Below are 19,967 nucleotides of genomic sequence, written 5' to 3'. Positions count from 1 at the left end.
AAGTTATCGATCAGGCAGATCTATTATTGTTATCAGTTGAATCTAATTTTCTAGCCGCTGGAAACCCTGTTAAAAACGCAAATGCACGAATTAATCTCGCTAAACCCGCCATAAATAAAAGACCAAAGGCTAATAATATGACGGATTTAATGAGCCAACGCATTGGCAAACCACCCGGTGCAGCAGAGATTTCATTGATTCTGTAAGACCTTTCAACGAAAGGGTAAGCATAAGTTAGGATCAAATAACAAAACGGCAAGAACAGGACTAAGATGCCGATGATTTCAATCACAGCACGCGTTTTAGGATGAAAATGTTCGGCCCAGACATCCACCCGAACATGGCCATCATGTAAAACGCAGTAAGACAGAGCCAACATGAAACCCACCGCAAATAAATGCCACTGGAGTTCTTCAAGAGCAATGTAATTAGTGCCAATAATGTAGCGTAATAGAACGTTCCCGACGATCAACAGCATCAGAAAAATCCAGATAAGCGAGGAATAACGCCCAAAGAATTCAACGATACCTTCCAATATATCGGATACAAGAGTGCGAGGATAAACGACGGCCGCTTTGTGAGCGACCGCCTCCTCGACTTTATCAAGATCAATTTTATATTCAGCCATGTGAATATCGCCTTTTAAGTCAGAGGATCTTGTTTATCAGTCTTCTACGCCCCAGTTACGTGGTAAGTAACCTAAGTTTTTCCATGGACGATGCTCTTCTTGGAAGGCTTTCATTGACGCATACACTTTGCCAAACATAGGATCAGTTTCAGAACGACGCGCCATGACACGATCCGTAGCTTCTTCAAACGCTTTCAAAATATCTTCAGGGTATTGATGAAGTTGAACTCCATTTTCTTCGAAGCGTTTTAGCACAGCACCCTGCAATGCTTCAGCTTTAGCTAATGCCATCGCATTACCAGCCATACAGGCGTTTTCAATCAGTGCTTTCGTTTGATCGTTTAAGCGATTCCACTCATCCATATTGACGTAAAGGAATTGGTTCGTTGATGGCTGATGCCAACCTGGTAGATAGTAGTGTTTAGCGACTTGGAAGAAGCCTAATTGCTCATCAACGGTTGGTAATGAGAATTCTGTTCCGTCCAACACACCCGTTTCCAGCGCCTGATAAAGCTCACCACCTGGTAATAAGGTTACGGACATACCAAATTCCGCCATAATCTCACCACCGACACCAGCCGCACGGAATTTAAGACCTTGGAATTGATCCAGTGACGTCATTTCTTGACGGAACCAGCCTGCCGCTTCAGGGCTGATCGTACCGCAAAGGATGGGATAAACATTGTGCGGAGCAAAGGCTTCTTTTAGTAACTCATCACCACCGTGATGGTACATCCAAGCCAGAAACTCTTGAGATTCCAAACCAAAAGGTGTCGCACCAAATAGAGCGGATACTGGCAACTGTCCCCACTCATAACCCATCCATGAATAAGCTGCTGGTACGTTACCCGCACTGACGTTTTCAAATGCACCTAATGCAGGAATTAACGCACCTGGTTCAAACGTTTGCAGCGTAACCCGTCCACCACTCATTTCACTGATCATACGCGCCACTTCAGGCATGGTATCGCCTAAGGCTGTCAAGGTAGATGGGAATCCCATCGGCACCTGCCAACGTACTCGATCAAAATCTGCCATAACGGCAGTAGAAGTTACTAGAGAGAGAGTAACAGCGGTTGCAAGAATAGACTTTTTCATGCTTTTTTTACCTTTTTGTTAGTTTTATATAGTAGGTTTTTCAGCGTTTGTAGTTATTAGGGTTTAGTTATTGGGGTTTTAGTGTGCGGTCCAACCTCCGTCTATCGGCATTGAGGTTCCGGTAATGGCTTTAGCCGCATCGGAACATAAAAAGACAGCCAACTGACCTATATCAGCAGGCGAAACGAAATCTGGATAAGGCGCTTTGGCTTTGATTAAGCCCTGCTTTGCTTCCTCATAGCCAGTATTATTTTGTTGAGCATAGGCTTTAAATTGTTCAACAAGTAATGGCGTGTCTGTCCAGCCAGGACAGATACAATTTGCTGTCACACCTTTGGCCGCTAATTCCAATGCGGTTACTTTAGTCATGCCCACCAAACCATGCTTAGCAGCAACGTAGGCGGATTTATTGACAGAGCCGACTAAACCATGAACAGAAGATATATTGATAATGCGCCCCCATCCTTGCTCTACCATCGCCGGTATCGTCAAGCGAGAGGTATGGAAAGCTGCAGACAGATTGATTGCGATGATTTTATCCCACTTTTCAGGTGGAAAGGTATCAACAGACGCAGTGTGCTGAATACCAGCGTTATTCACTAAAATGGTAATGGGACCCACTTGCTCTGTAATCTGGGACATCATTTTTTCAATATTTTCAGCCTGACTGACATCTGCCTGAACATAGATGGCTTCAACACCATGCTGTTTACGAAAGGCTTCAGCGAGTGAATCGCCCTCAGTTGTAGATTCCAGTCCATGTAAAACAAGGTCTATGCCTGATACGGCTAGCTGATGCGCGATCGCTAAGCCAATACCACTGGTAGAGCCTGTAATCAGTGCGCGTTTTATCCGATTCATCGCTGCTGTCCTGTTATTTTTGTTGTTCTAGCAAATTAGTATGTTATTAACGCTTTTAATAATGTGCTTATCTGATCTGCTTATCTAAGCTGCGGTAGGTCCCTAAACAACTCCAACGCTTCTGGGTTCGCCAAAGCATCTTTGTTTTTGACCTCCTCACCTAACACCACTTTTCTAACAGCGAGTTCTACAATTTTACCGCTAATGGTACGAGGGATATCCTCAACTTGGATGATCACTGCTGGAACATGTCGTGGTGTAGTATTCGCACGAATGGTTTGACGTATTTCATCCTGCAAAGCGTCATCAAGGGTCACGTCAGGTTTTAAGCGTACAAACAACACCACACGAACATCGTCTTTCCACGGTTGACCGATACACAAACTTTCTAAAACAGTGTCAACCTTTTCTACCTGACGATAGATTTCAGCGGTACCAATACGAATACCACCGGGATTAAGAACCGCATCAGAACGACCATGAATAATAATGCCGTCGTGTTCAGTAATTTCGCCGTAATCGCCATGCGCCCAAAGATTGTCAAATTGGGCAAAATAAGCATCATGGAAACGGCTATTGTCGGGATCATTCCAAAAACCGATAGGCATACTCGGAAAAGGCTTGGTACACACTAACTCACCTTTTTGTTGGAGCAGCGATTGGCCATCGTCATTGAAAATATCAACAGCCATACCCAATCCACGACACTGAAGCTCACCTTCCCAAACGGGCAAAATAGGCGATCCTAACGCGAAGCAGGAAACAATATCGGTACCACCGGAGATAGAAGAAAGCTGTAGGTCATGCTTTATCTCACGATAGACATAAAGGAAACTTTCATGAGACAGAGGCGAACCTGTCGACAAGATCGCTTTTAAGGGACGCAGGTCAAAATCACGACCGGGTTTGACCCCTGCTTTTTCTAGGGCAGCCAAATATTTTGCACTGGTCCCGAAGACACTGATTTGCTCTTCTTCTGCTACTTTCCAAAGCACCGAGGGTCGAGGAGCAAAAGGAGAGCCATCAAACAACACCACTTTACAGCCAGTTGCTAGACCGGTCACCATCCAGTTCCACATCATCCAACCGCAAGTAGTGTAGTAAAAGAAACTGTCATCACGACCAATATCGGTATGCAACACTAACTCTTTGAGCTGTTGGATCAAGGTACCGCCAACACTGTGCAAAATACACTTAGGAACACCTGTTGTACCGGATGAATACATGACATATAGAGGATGATCAAAAGAAACCTGCTCAAACTCTATTTCTTGTGCTGAATGATCTACATAATCAGTCAATAAAACCGCTTGAGGTAATGAACTGATATCAGGATTTTGCTCTAGGTAGGGAATCACAACGATACGCTCAACACTGTCTAACTGAGAAGCAATACCGGCAACACGCTCAATGGAGTTATTCTTCTTACCGTTATAAATGTATCCATCAGCAGTGAACAATACTTTGGGTTTCACCTGACCAAAACGATCCAATACCCCATTAATACCAAAGTCCGGCGAACAAGAGGTCCATACCGCGCCTATCGACGTGGTCGCTAGCATGGCAATAATGGTTTCAGGTAAGTTAGGAACAAAACCGGCTACAATATCGCCTTTGACTACACCCTGGTTACGCAAAGCACTGGCTAAGCTAGCCACTTTCCGGTAAAGCTCAGCATAGGTTAAGCTTTGTCGAAACTCAGTTTCACCACGAAAAACTAGCGCGACTTTATCGTCACGAAATTTAAGCAGATTTTCAGCAAAGTTTAATTGAGCATCAGGAAACCAAGTTGCGCCAGGCATGCGATCGCCGTTTGCTAAGACCCTATCACCCTTATTGGATGATTTAATCTCAGCAAAATCCCAAAAGTGACTCCAAAAGTCTTCTAAGTGATCAACACTCCACTGCCAGAGATCAGCATAATTTTGTAAATCTGTGCCATAGTGTTGGTTTACCGATTGCATGAAAGACCAAACATGCGAGGAATGAATACGATCTGTCGATGGTGTCCACAGAGGGGTTTGCATAGATGTTCCTTATTATTATCGTGTGTTAAAACGTAATGACGTCTGTAACTTTATTGATACCTGTAAAGCAGAATGCGTGCCAACTTTGGAAATCGCCCATTGCTTAGGGTTAAAGGCACGAAACCTTGTTTTTAGTCGTCTCAATCTGTTTACAAGAATAGACAGAATGTCTAGTATTCAAGACAACATCTGTATGTAAATCTAGACAACTATAAAGATAAGTAATGATGACAGACAGCAAAACCAGAGCCGTTGACACACGCATTCTGAAAACTCGAATTCTGAAATTCTTACAGCATTCATTCGATGACTTTTATGAACACACGATTGCTGCTGATAAGCACGGCATTTTGACATGGATGAGCGACAGCTATTGTCAGTTTTTAGGATTGAGCGAAAGCCCTGTTGGCAAACATATCACTGAGATTATTCCAAACAGCTACCTGCCACAGGTCATCGCTAGCGGCAAACCCGTGTTACTGGATGTACTCTACATTCGCAATCAATGGGTACTCGTCAGTGCCGTACCCTTATTAAATGAAAACAAAGAGATAGAAGGCGCTTTCGCCTTTGTTGCTACGGACAGCCCAAGCACAGCAAAACCTCTTCTAGCGAAATACAATCGATTACAAAGCGAAATTCGCAATTCTAAACATTACCAAAATGAGCGTAGCTCTCGCTATCAATTGTCACAAATTGCCGGTCAAAGCGAAGCGCTTAGAAACGTTAAACATCAAATACGCCAAGCTGCTCGATTCGATATTTCGGTACTACTAACCGGCGAAACGGGAACCGGAAAAGAGCTCTTTGCTCATGCTCTGCATAACTTGTCTGATCGCGCCGACAAACCTTTCGTTTCTATCAACGTCGCTGCAATTCCCGATACCTTAATTGAAGCAGAGTTTTTTGGTGTTGCACCCGGTGCATTTACTGGAGCCAAAAAAGAGGGACGCCCGGGTAAAATTGAAATCGCGCAAGACGGCACGCTATTTTTGGATGAAATCGGTGATATGCCGCTGACCGTGCAATCGAAATTACTGCGGGTACTTCAAGAAAAAGAGTTTGAAAAGGTAGGCTCTAACGTCGTGCAAAAAACCAATGTACGAATCGTCGCCGCCACCAGTCGTGATCTTCTGACCATGGTTTCTATCGGCGAGTTTCGTGCCGACTTGTATTATCGACTCAGCGCCATGCCGATCCACCTCCCTTCTTTACGTGATCGAATGGAAGATATTGAACTACTCAGTGAACGTATCATTGATGAGTGCTGTGAACGCTTAGGTGTCGCCACTAAAGAATTGACAGAAGATGCACTTCAACTATTGCAGTCACATAACTGGCCGGGGAACGTTCGAGAGCTTTACAACGTTATCGAACGAGCCTGCATTATGAACGAGAAAGCGACTCAAATTAGCAGCAAAGGGTTTCGCGATGTTTTTACCAGCAACTTAATTCGCAATGAGGAACTCAACTCCCGCGCAAATTTTTCTTCCATGAGTTCATCCACATCTTCTGCATCACAAAACTCAGAACACCCCTCTAAAAGCCACCTCACGCTTAAAAAGCAAATGCAGCATGCTGAACGCCAAGCGATTCAGCAAGCACTCAGTGACACTCAGGGTAATCGAACATTAGCAGCTAAAAAACTAGGGATTTCTCGCGCTTCTCTTTATCAAAAGCTAGAGACACTTCAAATTAACTAACCGGAAAAAGTCGAGCCAACAACACAGGTATCGCCGTTTCAACACGCAAAATACGCCTTCCCAATGTGAGCGGCTGAAGTCCTGCTTCTTTTAACTTCTCCACTTCATAGGGAATAAAGCCACCTTCAGGCCCTACCGCAACCAAGGTCGGCTGATCCGTCGCTGATGGCGCTGTATCAGCTCCGTAGGGATGAGCGACCCAAGCCTGACGCCCTTGAGCAAGACCTGGCAATTCATCCTCAACAAAAGGCTTAAAGCGCTTACGTAGGTGTATAGTCGGCATATGTGTATCACCTGCCTGTTCCAATCCAAGCTTTAACTGAAATAGCATCTGATCTTCATCTAGAAGTGGTGAAGACCAGTAGCTTTTATCCACACGATAGGAGTGAATAATCCAGATCTCTTTCACCCCCATACTCGCCGATGCTTGTAAGATTCGACGAAGCATTTTTGGTCTCGGCAAAGCCAAGACCAGCACCACAGGAAGAGGCTCTGGCGCCGAAAAGGCATTGGAAAAATCCAACAACAACTCTACTGCATCTGAGTCAACCGAAATAACGCGCCCTTGGCCAATGAAGCCATTGAGTAAACCTACTTTTAATAGATCATCTACCTGAGCTTTATGAACATCACGAATATGATCAGCTCGACGATCCGTGAGCCTTACCGAGCTATAAGAGTCCTGAGGGCCATGACCTTTTAGCTCATGTGTTTCAACAAGAATAAGATTCATTAAATACTACAGTGCCCTTGGCCACGTTTTTTCAAATATTGCTGATGATACTCCTCAGCAGGCCAAAAGGTTAAAGCAGGCTCGATCACGGTAACAATCGGCGATGAGAAAGCACCACAGGCTTCTAATTCGGCTTTACTTTGCTGTGCAAGTGTTGCCTGAACGTCATCTTGGCAAAAGATTGCTGAACGATACTGCGTCCCCACATCAGGCCCTTGACGATTTAACGTAGTGGGATTATGACATTTCCAAAATACAGCCAGCAGTTGTTCATAACTGATTACGTCAGGATCAAACTCTACCCACACCGCTTCAGCATGACCGGTAGACCCAGAACACACAGCTTTATAATCAGGAGAATCAGTATGCCCACCCATATAACCCACAGCAGTTGACGTCACGCCAGCCAACTCAGAAAAGGTCAATTCAACACCCCAAAAACAGCCTGCCGCAAAGGTTGCGATTGCCATATTAATCACCTTAATTATTTATACAGAGGTTAAATAACATTCTACACATAAACTAAAGATTTAGATTAGAACTCAAACACATTTATACGGTATGATTTATACCAAAAAACAGGGGGCTTATGGCGACTTACGCGATTGGTGACATACAGGGCTGTTATGATGAGCTGATGCATCTGCTTGATCTGATCCAATTCAGCGATTCTGATCAGTTGTGGTTCGCCGGCGATCTAGTTAATCGTGGCCGTCAATCTATCGACGTCTTACGCTTCGTAAATAGCCTTGGCGATCGCGCTCAATGCGTATTAGGTAACCATGATCTTCATTTATTAGCCCTCCACTATGGCACAACAAAGGACAAGCGCAATTCCACATTGCAACAGGTTCTTAATGCGCCTGATAGAGACGAGTTGATGAACTGGCTTAGGTATCGGCCATTACTCGTGGACGATGATTCGCTGGGCTATGTGATGACACATGCCGGAATTCCACACATTTGGTCTCTTGGAAAAGCTCGCAAACGTGCGGCCGAAGTTGAATCAGTCATACGAAGCGATGACGCTCGCGAATTTTTTAACCACATGTATGGAAATAAACCTGATATTTGGCACAACCATCTAGAAGGCTGGCCACGCTTACGCGTCATTACGAACTATTTTACACGCATGCGCTTTATCACTGCGAACGGACAGTTAGAATTTCACGGCAATGGTGAAGCGGACAAAGCTCCCAAAGGATTTATGCCTTGGTATGAAGTCAAACGATCTTATCCTCTGCCACGTCGACAAATTTTTGGACATTGGGCAGCCCTGATGGGCGAAACCGGAAAAGCGGAATTTATTGCACTGGATACGGGTTGCGTTTGGGGCTACAACCTGCGCGCCATGCGCTTAGAAGACCAAGCGATCACACAATGTCCATGTCCTGCCTACTTACCCGAACCTAATTGAGAAAATCATTCATGAATGAATTCAAACATTTATCTGTCAATGATGCAGTCACCTTGATTGATGAAGGTGCAACGGTGGTCGATATACGTGATGCCAATAGCTTTGCGCACAGTCACATCAAAACCGCACACAACCTGAACAACGACAACTTACCGGTGTTTTTGCAGCAAGCCGACCGCCAAAACCCATTAATCGTCTGCTGTTATCACGGCATCAGCAGCCAGTCGGCTGCAGGATTTTTGATTGGCCAAGGCTTTACCGATGTCTACAGCTTAGATGGTGGTTTTGAGCAATGGCGTATTCAATTCCCCGAGCACTGTGAATCCTAATGGAGATATGCCTTGTCGGCGGTGCAGTTAGGGATCAACTGCTTGGGTTAGACGTAAAAGATCACGACTGGGTCGTGGTGGGCGCTACACCAGAACAGATGCGTCAACAAGGTTACCGCCCAGTTGGCAAAGACTTTCCTGTTTTTATCAATCCAGATACTGGTGAAGAATATGCGCTAGCGCGAACAGAGCGTAAATCAGGTCACGGCTATCAAGGCTTCACCTTTCATACCGATCCATCTGTGACGCTTGAAGAAGACCTGTATCGGCGAGACTTAACCATCAATGCTATGGCGATTCGCTCCGATGGCACGCTAGTGGATCCTTACCAAGGTCAAAAAGACTTAAAGGCAGGAGTTTTGCGTCATATTTCAGCAGCCTTTGCTGAAGACCCTTTACGAGTGTTAAGAGTCGCCAGATTTGCGGCGCGCTTTTACCCCTTAGGATTTAGCATTGCTCCAGAAACGCTGTCACTGATGCAACAGATCAGCGCCAGCGGTGAGCTGGAACACTTAAGTGCAGAACGTGTCTGGTCTGAATTTGAACGTAGCTTGCAAGGTGAATTTCCAGTGGTGTTTTTACAGTGCCTGGATAAATCACATGCCTTAGAAAAACTACTAGCAGAATTGCAAGCGATCGACTGGGATGATGCCAACACTATTATCAAACGATTAAATGCATTATCGCCGAGTTCAGAACAGCGCTTTGCTCTGATCTGTCAACTCGCCTTTCAACAACCCAACCATCAGCCTGAACTTGAAGCTTTTTGTAAACGCCTTAAAGCCCCTAAACGCTTTCAACAGGCTGCCACCGACCTCGTTCAATGGCACAACGTATTAGCCAGCTTTGACATGCAGTCCCCATCCACGCGCTGGAAGTTGATTAAATCGTTAAAGCTTCTTCGCCAACCAGAACGACTTGATTGCCTATTATCACCCACCCTTGCACTCCATCCAGAAGCACCAGAAGATCTAGATAAAAAATTATCGGCATTATTACAGCGCATGGGACAAGTCTCTGCTGCGCATTGGGCAAAACAAGGAATACAGGGCAAGGCACTTGGGGATGCAATGGAACAGGCTTATTTATCACTGGCTGAAGAGTTTTAAATACGCAAGTGTGAGGTCAGAAACCAATCTATCAGCCAGCTTTACTGTGTACCGATATTTGTTGATCTCGCCAAAAAAAATCGACAGGCCATAGCTTCTGATCTTGATCATATTCCTGCCAAAGATCAGCAAAACTTTTTCCTCGAACAGGATGAATTGCATCAGGCTTTAACTCAGCTAGCGGCCAGAGGACAAAGGCGTTTTTATCCACTTCATCTCTTGGCAGTACAACACCATCAACCTCACCGACTTGGTCATCGTAAGTCAGAATATCGATATCCAGTGTTCGCGAACTAAACTTGGGGCAATTGCGACGACGCCCATTATCGTCTTCAATCTGCTTCAGCAACCGGGTTAGCTCTGCAACCGTTTTATCGGTGTGAACGCCCACGACCATGTTGAAAAATGGACTGCCATTAAAGCCAACCGATTCGCTTTCATAGACCGATGAGAGTTGTAATTCACCAAAATGATCCGCTAAAGCATCCAATGCAGCCAAAATATAGCGTTCGCGATCTTGATTACTACCCAAACTGAGAAGCACTTCAGCCATTAAAAGGCCTCTCCTCTTTCGATAAGAACACCCACCTCTGTCGCTTGAGGGATGGCAGTGGGCTTGGCAAGCTTCAAGCGCAACCAAGGAACGGAAAACTCATCCATAACTAAGGCTGCTATTTCCTCTGCTAAAGTCTCTATCAACAAAAACTCACTTTGCGAAATAAACTCGATCAAACGATCGGTAATCGCCTTATAGTTGAGCGTTTGGTCAATATCATCACGACTGGCAGCTGGACGAATATCGGTACCCATCTCCAAATCTATACAGAGTGCTTGGCGAATGGTACGTTCCCAATCATAGATCCCAATAACCGTTTCAACCTGCAGTCCGCGAATGTACACTATATCCACTCATTACCTCTAACACTGTGAGCCAGTTATGCTAACCGACAGTTTACTGGAACCTGCGCTAATTAGCCTTGCCTATCTGCTAGGCTCAGTGCCAAGTGCACTTTTGGTGTGCAACTTTATGGGGATCGCTGATCCACGTCAACAAGGTTCCGGTAACCCAGGCGCCACTAACGTACTTAGAATCGGCAACCGAACGGCAGCTCTATTAACCCTTATCGGCGATTCCGGAAAGGGCGCTATCGCAGTCAGCATTGCCATATTTGCTGACCAAAGCGCAGGTATCGCCGGTCTTTGTGCTCTTGCAGCAGTGCTTGGGCACCTCTTCCCGATGTTTGGAGCCTATCGAGGCGGCAAGGGTATTGCCACCTTTTTTGGCTGTATGGCAGTGTTGAGCTGGCCGTTAATGCTCATTCAACTAACCCTCTGGCTTAGCATCGCCCTGACGACTCGCATCTCTTCGCTAGCCTCCATTGCCATGGCGTTAATCACACCCTTAATGGCATGGCTCATGACACCCGATCTACTGAGTCCTCTCTGCTTGATCTCTTTACTACTGCTTGCCCGTCATCGACTTAATTTTGTTCGCCTGTATCGTGGTGAAGAAAGTCGCTTCTAATCTTCCAGATAGCAAACCGTGACATCGACCATTAAAGGGGTGGCAAGCTTGCCATGGGCCAACGCGGCTTAGCCAAAATAGTTAAGTCACTTTGCTGCCCAGCTAATAAGCGTTGACACCCAGCATAAGCGATCATGGCACCGTTATCGGTGCAAAAGCGAGGACGAGCATAGTATAACTGAGCTTTTTCAGCGCTGACCATGGTTTCCAATCGCTCTCGTAAGCAACGGTTAGCACTGACACCACCAGCAATAATTAACTGCTTTAAGCCTGTTTCTTTTAACGCGCGACGGCATTTAATTGCCAAGGTATCCACGACCGCATCCTCAAAGGCTGCGGCAATATCAGCCATGGTTTGCGGATCGATCACACCCTTCTCATCACGGCAATTGTTTGCGGTGTTTAAGGTAAAGGTTTTTAAGCCAGAGAAACTAAAATCCAACCCTGGACGATCCGTCATGGGACGAGGAAAACGAAAACGTGTTCTATCCCCTTGCTCAGCCAGTTTAGCGATCAAGGGACCACCTGGGTATTCCAGCCCCAACATTTTAGCGGCTTTATCAAACGCCTCCCCTGCCGCATCGTCCAACGACTCACCCAGCAACTCATACTGCCCAATAGCATCAACGCGAACCAACTGCGTATGACCACCCGACACTAATAAAGCCACGAACGGAAAGGCAGGGGGATTTTCTTCTAACATGGGTGCCAACAAGTGACCTTCCATATGATGCACAGCCATCGCAGGTATACCCAACCCCAATGCCAGCGCACGCCCCGTTGATGCACCGACCATTAACGCACCAATTAAGCCAGGGCCAGCCGTGTAGGCAACCGCATCTAATTCAGAAAGATCGATATCAGCATCCGCTAACACTTCACGGATCAAAGGAATCAGTTTTCTGACATGATCACGAGATGCCAATTCCGGAACGACACCACCGTATTCAGTATGCATGGCAACCTGACTGTAAAGGGCATCTGCTAACAAGCCTTTCTCACTGTCATATACGGCTACGCCTGTCTCGTCACACGATGTTTCAATACCCAGCACACGCATCTAACACCCCACCTAAATTTTTAAAGCCAAGACTTATTCGCTATTATCGCCAAATCCATACCTAATTTCACCCATTGATCGCTTTACTTCGCTCTTGTCAATCAGTAAAATTTCGCACCTTGATCAAAAACCATGATTCCCGAATCAAGTCGATCAAGCATTTTTGTAAATTAACCTAAAACACTGAGGAGCTTTCATGCCAGCAGTAAAAGTAAAAGATAACGAGCCATTTGACGTTGCACTTCGTCGTTTCAAGCGTTCTTGCGAAAAAGCAGGCGTTTTAGCTGAAGTTCGTCGTCGTGAACATTACGAAAAGCCAACTACTGTTCGTAAGCGTAAAGCCGCTGCAGCTGTTAAGCGTCATGCTAAAAAAGTATCTCGCGAAACTTCACGCCGCGTACGCATGTACTAATAACACGTTTAGAAATAGATAGACTATTGCTAACACAGCAATAACCCGTAATCGGATTCTCCAGAGTTCATATAACCGAGCAACAGATGTCTAACCTGAAGCAACAGATCACAGAACATATGAAAGAGTCTATGCGCGCTAAAGACAAAGTGCGACTAGGAACTATCAGACTGATTCTATCTGATCTGAATCGCATCGAAGTAGATGAACGTATCGAACTGGATGATGACCGCGTATTGGCCGCATTAGATAAAATGGCTAAACAACGACGCGATTCGATTACCCAGTATCTGGCGGCTGAGCGCCCAGAACTGGCCGATAAGGAGCAGCAAGAATTGGAGGTGATTAAAACTTACTTGCCGCAGCCTCTCAGTGATACTGATATTGATCAAATCATAGACGAAGCCATTCAAGCAACCGGAGCAACCGGTATGCAACAGATGGGGCAAGTCATGGCATTGGTAAAGCCTCGCGTTCAAGGACGCGCCGAAATGGGACATGTATCTGCCCGCGTCAAAGCCAGACTTTAATTTTTTTACACTGAGCTTTACGTGACACGCTAAGGGATTTAGTTAGAAAGGAAACTAGATTAGCAATTCATTTATTCGCTGGAGATGCAATGGCAGGGCGCATTCCGCAATATTTCATTGACGACCTTTTAGCTCGCATCAACATCACTGATGTTGTCGAAAGCCGCGTCAAACTTCGCAGAAGCGGTAAAAACTACTCTGGCCTCTGCCCTTTCCATAAAGAAAACTCTCCCTCTTTCACCGTAAGCCCTGACAAGCAGTTTTACTATTGCTTTGGTTGTGGTGCGGGTGGAAACGCACTGGGGTTTTTAATGGAATATGAAAATGTCTCCTTCCCTGAAGCGATCGAAGAACTTGCACGACTTGCAGGTGTAGATATTCCCCGTGAAGAGCAAAGCTCAAAACAACTCGAACGAGAACATCAAGTCAAACAGCAAATCACTTTGCTAGACCAAGCTAGCCAATACTTTCAACACCAATTAAATCAAGTATCTACCAAAGAAAAAGCCAAGCGTTATCTGCAACAGCGAGGTTTATCGGCTGAGATTATCACTCGCTTCTTGATCGGTTATGCACCACCCGGCTGGGACAATTTGATCCAACATTTTAGCCAGCTTCCCAAGGCGACCGAGCAGTTGGAAAAAGCTGGCGTAGTGGTCTATAACGAAGAAAAAGACAGGCACTACGACCGCTTTCGTGATCGCATCATGTTTCCCATCAGGGATATGCGAGGTCGTGTTATTGGCTTTGGCGGTCGCGTTTTGGGAGACGAAAAACCCAAGTATCTTAATTCACCCGAAACAGAGACCTTCCACAAAGGTCGTGAACTCTACGGCCTATATGAAGCCCGCCAAAGCAATCGCCAACTGGATCGACTATTAATCGTTGAAGGCTACATGGACGTGGTAGGCCTAGCACAGCATGGCATTAACTGGGCCGTCGCAACACTGGGCACCGCCACTTCTGAACAGCATATCGTTCGCTTATTCAAGCTGGTTCCTGAAGTCATCTTTTGTTTCGATGGCGACCAAGCTGGAAGAAAAGCAGCAGAGCGCGCCTTAAATATCAGCCTGCCCTTGATGGAAGATGGCAAATCGATTCGATTTCTATTTTTACCCGAAGGCGAAGACCCTGATAGCTTAATTCAAAAAGAGGGCCAAGCAGCCTTTGAACAGCGCATCATCAACGCTACACCGCTATCATCGTACTTTTTTGATAGCCTAGCAGGCAATGCATCCTTAGACAGCATGGACGAAAGAGCCCGCCTTGCTTCTGCAGCGCTACCTGCCATTCGCAGCATGAAAACCTGCCTACTGCAACACATGATGCTGGAAAGAGTCAGTGAAATGACCGGGCTAAGTATTGATCAACTCAACAGCTTGGTTAACCTTCACCAAATAAGCCACCCGACAACAGTAACTGCTATAAAAGATTCGGATAAAAGAGATCCACAAGAGTACAGTTCATCATCCGATTATGATGACTACCCTGAATTGAGTCACAGTGAGCAACCACCACATCATTATGATGCAGAGATCAGTCCATCTGCGAGAAGCCACTCCTCCAGAGGACAGAAAAACAAAACCGTTAGTTTAGTGAACCGAATTATCTCGATTCTGCTTCATCGTCCTGCACTGGCACGCGAACTTGATGATCCAGAGTCGCTAGGACACCTGCAAGAGTCCAATATTGATTTATTAATCGAATTACTTAGCTATTTTCGTGCACACCCAGATAACTCGATTGGCACACTCTTTGTTGACTGGAAACACAATCCAAAACTATCTGGTTACTTAATGATTTTAAATGAAATTTCATACCTTGAACCGATACCCGCCAACGCCAATCCTTCAACAGAGTTGCGTGATGCTGTACAGCGCCTATCGCACCGACAAACAGAAAATCAACTCGATAGGCTCTTGAAAAAACAGCGTCAATCCCCATTAACTGAAGATGAAAAGAAGCAATTGCAAAAACTACTCATGTCAGGACGATAAAAAAGCTGCTAAGGATTTGGCAAACTGACGTTTATGCTCTACTTTTATACCATGTTTAATGAATTTACTCGTTGTAACTATTCAGCAAGGCCTGAAACAGCTATAATGTTGCGCTTCTTTTTCTACCCATCACTTATATCAGCATTCATCGCAGGGGCTCTATGTCAGATACTTCCCAACAGCAGTCTCGTCTGAAAGAACTCATCGCGCGCGGCAAGGAACAAGGTTACCTCACTTATGCAGAGGTGAACGACCACTTGCCCGAGGATATCGCAGACCCAGATCAGGTCGAAGATATCATCCGCATGATCAACGACATGGGCATTAGCGTGTCCGAAGTGGCACCCGATGCTGAAACACTGTTGATGACAGAAGGCGACTCAGTAGAAGACGCCGACGACGAAGCAGTCGCAGCACTCGCCGCCGTTGAATCCGATGCCGGTCGTACAACAGACCCAGTGCGTATGTACATGCGTGAAATGGGCACCGTCGAGCTTCTCACACGTGAAGGCGAAATTGAAATCGCCAAACGCATTGAAGAAGGCATTCGTGAAGTCATGATGGCACTGTCCTACTTCCCTGGCAGTGTTGAAGCCATCTTGGCCGCTTATGACGCCACCCTTCAAGAAGAAGGTCGTCTGAGTGATATTTTCAGTGGATACATCGACCCAGATGCACCCATTCCTGAAGACGAAATCGACATCGATGAACTCGACGAAGATGATGACGATGCTGACAGTGATGACGACGACGATGAAGACGGCGATGACGATGACAGCAGCGATGACGAAAAAGATCGCGGTCCTGATCCCGAAGAAGCGGCTCAACGCTTTGGTCTTATTCGCCAATGCTTAGAAGCCTACATCGCGGCACTTGATGCACATGGCAAAACCAGTCCAGAAGCGCAAGCAGCCCTTGAAGAGCTTAGCATTGCCTTCTCACCGATTAAGCTATCACCACGATTCTATGACATGCTGGTCGGCCGTATTCGTGATTTCATCGAAAAAATTCGTGCACAAGAACGCACCATTATGCGTATTTGTACACAACGTGCTGGCATGCCACGCAAAGATTTCATCCAAAGCTTCCCAGGCAATGAAACCAATCCAGATTGGTTCGATAGTTTAGCCACTGGTAAACAAAGCTGGGCAGAAAAAATCGGTCAAAACATCGGTGACCTGAAACGTGCACAACGTCGCTTAATTCAAATTCAGAACGAAGTTGGCATCACGCTGATCGAAATTAAAGATGTGAACCGCCGTCTTTCTATCGGTGAAGCGCGTGCTCGCCGTGCCAAGAAAGAGATGGTTGAAGCCAACCTACGTCTGGTTATCTCGATTGCGAAAAAATACACCAACCGTGGCTTGCAGTTCTTGGATCTTATCCAAGAAGGTAACATCGGCTTGATGAAAGCGGTCGACAAATTTGAATACCGTCGTGGTTACAAATTCTCAACCTATGCAACTTGGTGGATTCGTCAAGCCATTACTCGCTCGATTGCCGACCAAGCGCGCACCATCCGTATTCCGGTTCACATGATCGAAACGATCAACAAACTGAACCGTATCTCGCGTCAAATGCTGCAAGAGATGGGGCGTGAACCCACTCCGGAAGAATTGGCCGAGAAGATGGAGATGCCTGAAGACAAAATTCGCAAGGTACTCAAAATCGCTAAAGAGCCTATCTCTATGGAAACCCCCATCGGTGACGATGAAGATTCCAGCCTAGGCGACTTTATCGAAGACGTGGTCATGACCTCGCCTGTCGATACGGCAACCGGTGAAGGCCTCCGTGAAGCGACTCGCAGCGTTCTATCGGGTCTAACCGCTCGTGAAGCCAAGGTACTGCGTATGCGTTTTGGCATCGACATGAACACCGACCATACCCTAGAGGAAGTCGGCAAGCAGTTCGACGTCACCCGTGAACGTATTCGTCAGATCGAAGCCAAGGCATTGCGTAAGCTGCGCCACCCAAGCCGCTCCGATCACCTGCGCGGATTCCTTGACGAGTAAAAACAATCGCTTAACAATATTGCGCCAATGCTTACGAATCGGTATCATTGGCGCTCGTTTTTAGGGCCTATAGCTCAGTTGGTCAGAGCAGCGGACTCATAATCCGTTGGTCCCAGGTTCAAGTCCTGGTGGGCCCACCAACTCTCCTCTCCAAAATAATCCCAGCCTGTTACAGATCGTTGTATAGTCAATTTACACGTAGCTAATACTTACCATCAGTTTCGTACAATGCCATCATAGTCGCGTAAATATGGCGACAAAAATAGAACGGCGCTACAGCTTACAAACTTTGACAATCTTTGTAGATTTGCCTAGTATTTTTAGTAGTCCAATTCAATTTAGTCAGGGGGTTACCATGCACATCTCATTAACACCGGAACTTGAATCTCGCGTCAAAGCTAAGGTGGAGAGTGGTCTTTACAACAATGCGAGCGAAGTTATTCGAGAAGCACTTCGCTTCATGGAAACTCACGACGACTGGATTAAAGAGATCAAGCTATCTCGTTTACGAGAGCAATTAAAGGAGGGTATTATTCAGTTAGACAAAAACCAAGGTTTCGTTATTGAATCGAGAAAAGAGTTAGATACTTTATTTGATGATATCAAGGCCTAACAACTCCAATGGCTTTTGAACTGGTAATCTCTCCTGCGGCAAAAAGTGACTTGAAACAAATTTATGAGTTTGGACTGCAACAATGGGGAACCAATCAAGCCAACTCTTATTTGGAAGGCATTAAAGAAAAATTGTGGTCTTTGATTGAACACCCCCGTATCGGTATTGAACGTTTTGATTTGATGGTTGATATTAGAAGCGTTCCAGTTAACCGCCACTCGATCTTTTATAGAATAAAAGCAAAAGACATTGAAATCATTCGTATCTTACATGGTCGTCAAGATCCGATAAATCACCTCTAGTGACCGACATTTAAAGGAATTAAGGGTCGATCGATAACGGCAGACACCCATCAATGAAACACATCAAAGGCATTATTTTTGATCTCGATGGCACTTTAGTGACGTCTTCGCTGGACTTTATAGCGATTAAGCAGGAGATCGGCTGTCCTGATCACGCAGATGTCTTGGCCTTTGTGAATAGTCTGCCTATGCATGAGCAGCAAAAAGCCATGGAGGTTATTCATCACCATGAAATGCAGGATGCCCATACGAGTGAGTGGATACCGAGTGCGCAGTCATTTGTACAGAAGTGTTCTGAAAAGCTGATCCCCATGGCAATCGTGACACGAAATTCGCATCATCCAACCAGGGTAAAAGTGGCGCGTAACGCCATTCCTATTCAACACATCGTAACGCGTGAGACGTCTAAGCCGAAACCAGATCCCACTGCCCTGCTCAACTTGGCTGCTCAGTTTCAGTTGCCAGTGGCCTCTGTATTGATGGTCGGTGATTACAAATATGACCTGCAAGCCGGTCGTAATGCTAAGATGCCAACCTGTTTGGTGAACTTTGACACCTTACCGGACTATGCGCATTTAGCGGATTACACCTTTGAACATTTCGATAATCTGCATCGAGCGATGTTCTAAGGCAGATTACTGCAACAATTTACCATCAATCTTCAGCCATCGATCGGCACTATCAATTAAGGATTGTGCCGTCAGTTCAGGCACACTGACTAAATGGCTGAGTACTTGATAGCGCTCTTTTAGGGTTTGTAGAAGCAGATCAAAATCGCCATCACCGGATAGCAGAATCACTTGATCCACCTGATCGGCCATCAGCATGGCATCAATGGTGATACCGACATCCCAATCCCCTTTAGATGAACCATCGATTCGCTGGATATAGGGTTTTAATTTCACCTCAAAGCCGATGTGGCGAAGCGCTTCCTGAAACTTTTGTTGTTGAGGGTCGCCTCGATCAATGGCGTAGGCCTTGGCACAGACAATATCACCTAACTGAGAAGCCCATTGCCAAAACGCACGGTAGTTAAACTGTCGTTGGTGGATTTGACGTGTGGTGTAGTAGATATTCTGCACATCGACGAAAATCGCTATTTTTGTCATACATTTTTCTCCGCTCGGCGTGCGATTTCGGCTGTCAGTCGTTTAAAGAGCACTAAGTGCGCGGGTATCATGGCGGCCCAATAGAGTTTTCCAGCAACTCCTTGGGGCGTCCAATAAGCGGTTGCCGTGATTCGAGTTTGATGGGCGATTGGGGTGACTCTAAACTCTAGGACACCTTTCCCGGGTGCTTTCATACCAAAAGCTAGCGCCAGCAGATTTGGTTCTTCTGCTATTAGGACTTTCCAACTGTCGATTTGATCACCTGCTTGAAGCGGTCGTCCTATGGGCCGTTTGCGAGTCAAACCCTGACCACCGACCAAAGCATCCATCCACTCACGAATTGCCCAAAGACCATTCATGGCATAGTAGCGATTTTCACCACCTATTGCAGAAACAACCTGCCATACTGCCTCTTCACTCGCATGCGTTAGCGCATCACCTCCTGCCGAATAGGGGTAGTCTCGATAATAAGTGCTTGCCGCAACGACTGACATGAATGGCT

General features: G+C 45.9%; 23 protein-coding genes and 1 tRNA gene. 13 read left to right on the top strand and 11 right to left on the bottom strand.

Features of this window, described 5'->3' with window-relative positions:
• Positions 1-10 precede the first annotated feature (10 nt).
• From F7R24_RS02740 to F7R24_RS02725, 4 genes are all read right to left on the bottom strand, one after another.
• Positions 11-628: a TRAP transporter small permease subunit gene (locus tag F7R24_RS02740; protein WP_151669712.1), complete on the bottom strand. Its 618-nt coding sequence runs from the start codon at positions 626-628 to the stop codon at positions 11-13.
• 36 nt (positions 629-664) lie between these two features.
• Entirely contained in the window at positions 665-1,726 is a 1,062-nt protein-coding gene (locus F7R24_RS02735) for a TRAP transporter substrate-binding protein (RefSeq protein ID WP_151669711.1), read from the bottom strand.
• Between the two features lie 78 nt (positions 1,727-1,804).
• Positions 1,805-2,587, bottom strand: a complete 783-nt coding sequence (locus F7R24_RS02730; protein ID WP_151669710.1) for a 3-hydroxybutyrate dehydrogenase — start codon at positions 2,585-2,587, stop codon at positions 1,805-1,807.
• Between the two features lie 80 nt (positions 2,588-2,667).
• Positions 2,668-4,614, bottom strand: a complete 1,947-nt coding sequence (locus F7R24_RS02725) for an acetoacetate--CoA ligase (protein ID WP_151669709.1) — start codon at positions 4,612-4,614, stop codon at positions 2,668-2,670.
• A gap of 227 nt (positions 4,615-4,841) precedes the next feature.
• On the opposite strand from F7R24_RS02725, the gene F7R24_RS02720 reads away from it, so the two are divergent.
• Positions 4,842-6,317, top strand: coding sequence for a sigma-54 interaction domain-containing protein (locus F7R24_RS02720; RefSeq protein WP_151669708.1), 1,476 nt, complete (start codon positions 4,842-4,844; stop codon positions 6,315-6,317).
• Here F7R24_RS02720 and F7R24_RS02715 read toward each other — a convergent pair.
• Entirely contained in the window at positions 6,310-7,050 is a 741-nt protein-coding gene (locus F7R24_RS02715) for a 16S rRNA (uracil(1498)-N(3))-methyltransferase (protein WP_151669707.1), read from the bottom strand. The genes F7R24_RS02720 and F7R24_RS02715 overlap by 8 nt on opposite strands.
• On the bottom strand, positions 7,050-7,520 hold the full coding sequence (gene msrA, locus F7R24_RS02710; protein ID WP_151669706.1) for a peptide-methionine (S)-S-oxide reductase MsrA: 471 nt from the start codon (positions 7,518-7,520) through the stop codon (positions 7,050-7,052). The genes F7R24_RS02715 and msrA overlap by 1 nt, the downstream gene beginning before the upstream one ends.
• A 119-nt stretch (positions 7,521-7,639) precedes the next feature.
• On the opposite strand from msrA, the gene F7R24_RS02705 reads away from it, so the two are divergent.
• From F7R24_RS02705 to F7R24_RS02695, 3 genes are read left to right on the top strand one after another with little or no spacing between them, the layout of a single operon-like run.
• Complete coding sequence (locus F7R24_RS02705) at positions 7,640-8,467, top strand: symmetrical bis(5'-nucleosyl)-tetraphosphatase (protein ID WP_151669705.1); 828 nt, start codon at positions 7,640-7,642, stop codon at positions 8,465-8,467.
• An 11-nt stretch (positions 8,468-8,478) separates the two neighbouring features.
• Positions 8,479-8,796 carry a thiosulfate sulfurtransferase GlpE gene (gene glpE, locus F7R24_RS02700; RefSeq protein ID WP_151669704.1) on the top strand — a complete coding sequence of 106 codons (318 nt, stop codon included), beginning with the start codon at positions 8,479-8,481 and terminating at the stop codon, positions 8,794-8,796.
• The gene (locus tag F7R24_RS02695) at positions 8,796-9,905 is read left to right on the top strand and encodes a tRNA nucleotidyltransferase/poly(A) polymerase-related protein (RefSeq protein ID WP_151669703.1); all 1,110 of its coding nucleotides are present in this window, start codon (positions 8,796-8,798) and stop codon (positions 9,903-9,905) included. Before glpE ends, F7R24_RS02695 begins: the two co-directional genes overlap by 1 nt.
• A 31-nt stretch (positions 9,906-9,936) precedes the next feature.
• Here F7R24_RS02695 and folK read toward each other — a convergent pair whose 3' ends face one another.
• Both folK and folB read right to left on the bottom strand, forming a co-directional pair.
• A complete protein-coding gene (gene folK / locus F7R24_RS02690; protein WP_151669702.1) occupies positions 9,937-10,458 on the bottom strand; it encodes a 2-amino-4-hydroxy-6-hydroxymethyldihydropteridine diphosphokinase in 522 nt (173 codons plus the stop codon).
• Entirely contained in the window at positions 10,458-10,814 is a 357-nt protein-coding gene (folB, locus tag F7R24_RS02685) for a dihydroneopterin aldolase (RefSeq protein WP_151669701.1), read from the bottom strand. The genes folK and folB overlap by 1 nt, the downstream gene beginning before the upstream one ends.
• A gap of 28 nt (positions 10,815-10,842) precedes the next feature.
• Here folB and plsY point away from each other — a divergent pair, with 28 nt between their 5' ends.
• Positions 10,843-11,430, top strand: a complete 588-nt coding sequence (gene plsY, locus F7R24_RS02680) for a glycerol-3-phosphate 1-O-acyltransferase PlsY (protein ID WP_151669700.1) — start codon at positions 10,843-10,845, stop codon at positions 11,428-11,430.
• Between the two features lie 31 nt (positions 11,431-11,461).
• Here the strand turns inward: plsY and tsaD are convergent, their stop codons facing one another.
• Positions 11,462-12,490, bottom strand: coding sequence for a tRNA (adenosine(37)-N6)-threonylcarbamoyltransferase complex transferase subunit TsaD (gene tsaD / locus F7R24_RS02675; protein ID WP_151669699.1), 1,029 nt, complete (start codon positions 12,488-12,490; stop codon positions 11,462-11,464).
• A 196-nt stretch (positions 12,491-12,686) separates the two neighbouring features.
• Between tsaD and rpsU the strand changes: the two genes are divergently transcribed.
• The 8 genes from rpsU to F7R24_RS02635 all read left to right on the top strand — a co-directional run bounded on the left by rpsU (position 12,687) and on the right by F7R24_RS02635 (position 18,985).
• Complete coding sequence (gene rpsU / locus F7R24_RS02670; RefSeq protein ID WP_151669698.1) at positions 12,687-12,902, top strand: 30S ribosomal protein S21; 216 nt, start codon at positions 12,687-12,689, stop codon at positions 12,900-12,902.
• 86 nt (positions 12,903-12,988) lie between these two features.
• A complete protein-coding gene (locus tag F7R24_RS02665) occupies positions 12,989-13,432 on the top strand; it encodes a GatB/YqeY domain-containing protein (protein ID WP_151669697.1) in 444 nt (147 codons plus the stop codon).
• Positions 13,433-13,521: 89 nt separating this feature from the next.
• The gene (gene dnaG / locus F7R24_RS02660) at positions 13,522-15,429 is read left to right on the top strand and encodes a DNA primase (RefSeq protein WP_151669696.1); all 1,908 of its coding nucleotides are present in this window, start codon (positions 13,522-13,524) and stop codon (positions 15,427-15,429) included.
• Between the two features lie 161 nt (positions 15,430-15,590).
• On the top strand, positions 15,591-17,441 hold the full coding sequence (gene rpoD / locus F7R24_RS02655) for an RNA polymerase sigma factor RpoD (RefSeq protein ID WP_151669695.1): 1,851 nt from the start codon (positions 15,591-15,593) through the stop codon (positions 17,439-17,441).
• 63 nt (positions 17,442-17,504) lie between these two features.
• A tRNA-Ile gene (locus tag F7R24_RS02650) sits at positions 17,505-17,581 on the top strand.
• A 215-nt stretch (positions 17,582-17,796) separates the two neighbouring features.
• Positions 17,797-18,054, top strand: coding sequence for a type II toxin-antitoxin system ParD family antitoxin (locus tag F7R24_RS02645; RefSeq protein ID WP_151669694.1), 258 nt, complete (start codon positions 17,797-17,799; stop codon positions 18,052-18,054).
• 8 nt (positions 18,055-18,062) lie between these two features.
• Positions 18,063-18,356, top strand: coding sequence for a type II toxin-antitoxin system RelE/ParE family toxin (locus F7R24_RS02640; RefSeq protein ID WP_151669693.1), 294 nt, complete (start codon positions 18,063-18,065; stop codon positions 18,354-18,356).
• A 53-nt stretch (positions 18,357-18,409) separates the two neighbouring features.
• Positions 18,410-18,985 (top strand): HAD family hydrolase, encoded by a 576-nt coding sequence (locus tag F7R24_RS02635; protein WP_151669692.1) that lies wholly within the window; start codon positions 18,410-18,412, stop codon positions 18,983-18,985.
• Positions 18,986-18,991: 6 nt separating this feature from the next.
• On the opposite strand, the gene F7R24_RS02630 is transcribed toward F7R24_RS02635, so the two are convergent.
• Positions 18,992-19,465 (bottom strand): LabA-like NYN domain-containing protein, encoded by a 474-nt coding sequence (locus F7R24_RS02630; protein ID WP_151669691.1) that lies wholly within the window; start codon positions 19,463-19,465, stop codon positions 18,992-18,994.
• Positions 19,462-19,959, bottom strand: a complete 498-nt coding sequence (locus tag F7R24_RS02625; protein ID WP_151669690.1) for a DUF2867 domain-containing protein — start codon at positions 19,957-19,959, stop codon at positions 19,462-19,464. The genes F7R24_RS02630 and F7R24_RS02625 overlap by 4 nt, the downstream gene beginning before the upstream one ends.
• Positions 19,960-19,967 lie beyond the last annotated feature (8 nt).

Source organism: Nitrincola schmidtii, assembly GCF_008973715.1.
GTDB classification, from domain to species: Bacteria; Pseudomonadota; Gammaproteobacteria; order Pseudomonadales; family Balneatricaceae; genus Nitrincola; species Nitrincola schmidtii.
The sequence above is the reverse complement of the archived record's forward strand: the minus strand, read 5'-3'. Positions and strand labels throughout refer to the sequence as shown.

Excerpts from the sequence above, each read along its gene's own strand:
- F7R24_RS02740 (WP_151669712.1), bottom strand. The coding sequence starts at position 628 with ATGGCTGAATATAAAATTGATCTTGATAAAGTCGAGGAGGCGGTCGCT.
- F7R24_RS02735 (WP_151669711.1), bottom strand. The coding sequence starts at position 1,726 with ATGAAAAAGTCTATTCTTGCAACCGCTGTTACTCTCTCTCTAGTAACT.
- F7R24_RS02730 (WP_151669710.1), bottom strand. The coding sequence starts at position 2,587 with ATGAATCGGATAAAACGCGCACTGATTACAGGCTCTACCAGTGGTATT.
- F7R24_RS02725 (WP_151669709.1), bottom strand. The coding sequence starts at position 4,614 with ATGCAAACCCCTCTGTGGACACCATCGACAGATCGTATTCATTCCTCG.
- F7R24_RS02720 (WP_151669708.1), top strand. The coding sequence starts at position 4,842 with ATGACAGACAGCAAAACCAGAGCCGTTGACACACGCATTCTGAAAACT.
- F7R24_RS02715 (WP_151669707.1), bottom strand. The coding sequence starts at position 7,050 with ATGAATCTTATTCTTGTTGAAACACATGAGCTAAAAGGTCATGGCCCT.
- msrA (WP_151669706.1), bottom strand. The coding sequence starts at position 7,520 with ATGGCAATCGCAACCTTTGCGGCAGGCTGTTTTTGGGGTGTTGAATTG.
- F7R24_RS02705 (WP_151669705.1), top strand. The coding sequence starts at position 7,640 with ATGGCGACTTACGCGATTGGTGACATACAGGGCTGTTATGATGAGCTG.
- glpE (WP_151669704.1), top strand. The coding sequence starts at position 8,479 with ATGAATGAATTCAAACATTTATCTGTCAATGATGCAGTCACCTTGATT.
- F7R24_RS02695 (WP_151669703.1), top strand. The coding sequence starts at position 8,796 with ATGGAGATATGCCTTGTCGGCGGTGCAGTTAGGGATCAACTGCTTGGG.
- folK (WP_151669702.1), bottom strand. The coding sequence starts at position 10,458 with ATGGCTGAAGTGCTTCTCAGTTTGGGTAGTAATCAAGATCGCGAACGC.
- plsY (WP_151669700.1), top strand. The coding sequence starts at position 10,843 with ATGCTAACCGACAGTTTACTGGAACCTGCGCTAATTAGCCTTGCCTAT.
- tsaD (WP_151669699.1), bottom strand. The coding sequence starts at position 12,490 with ATGCGTGTGCTGGGTATTGAAACATCGTGTGACGAGACAGGCGTAGCC.
- rpsU (WP_151669698.1), top strand. The coding sequence starts at position 12,687 with ATGCCAGCAGTAAAAGTAAAAGATAACGAGCCATTTGACGTTGCACTT.
- F7R24_RS02665 (WP_151669697.1), top strand. The coding sequence starts at position 12,989 with ATGTCTAACCTGAAGCAACAGATCACAGAACATATGAAAGAGTCTATG.
- dnaG (WP_151669696.1), top strand. The coding sequence starts at position 13,522 with ATGGCAGGGCGCATTCCGCAATATTTCATTGACGACCTTTTAGCTCGC.
- rpoD (WP_151669695.1), top strand. The coding sequence starts at position 15,591 with ATGTCAGATACTTCCCAACAGCAGTCTCGTCTGAAAGAACTCATCGCG.
- F7R24_RS02645 (WP_151669694.1), top strand. The coding sequence starts at position 17,797 with ATGCACATCTCATTAACACCGGAACTTGAATCTCGCGTCAAAGCTAAG.
- F7R24_RS02640 (WP_151669693.1), top strand. The coding sequence starts at position 18,063 with ATGGCTTTTGAACTGGTAATCTCTCCTGCGGCAAAAAGTGACTTGAAA.
- F7R24_RS02635 (WP_151669692.1), top strand. The coding sequence starts at position 18,410 with ATGAAACACATCAAAGGCATTATTTTTGATCTCGATGGCACTTTAGTG.
- F7R24_RS02630 (WP_151669691.1), bottom strand. The coding sequence starts at position 19,465 with ATGACAAAAATAGCGATTTTCGTCGATGTGCAGAATATCTACTACACC.
- F7R24_RS02625 (WP_151669690.1), bottom strand. The coding sequence starts at position 19,959 with ATGTCAGTCGTTGCGGCAAGCACTTATTATCGAGACTACCCCTATTCG.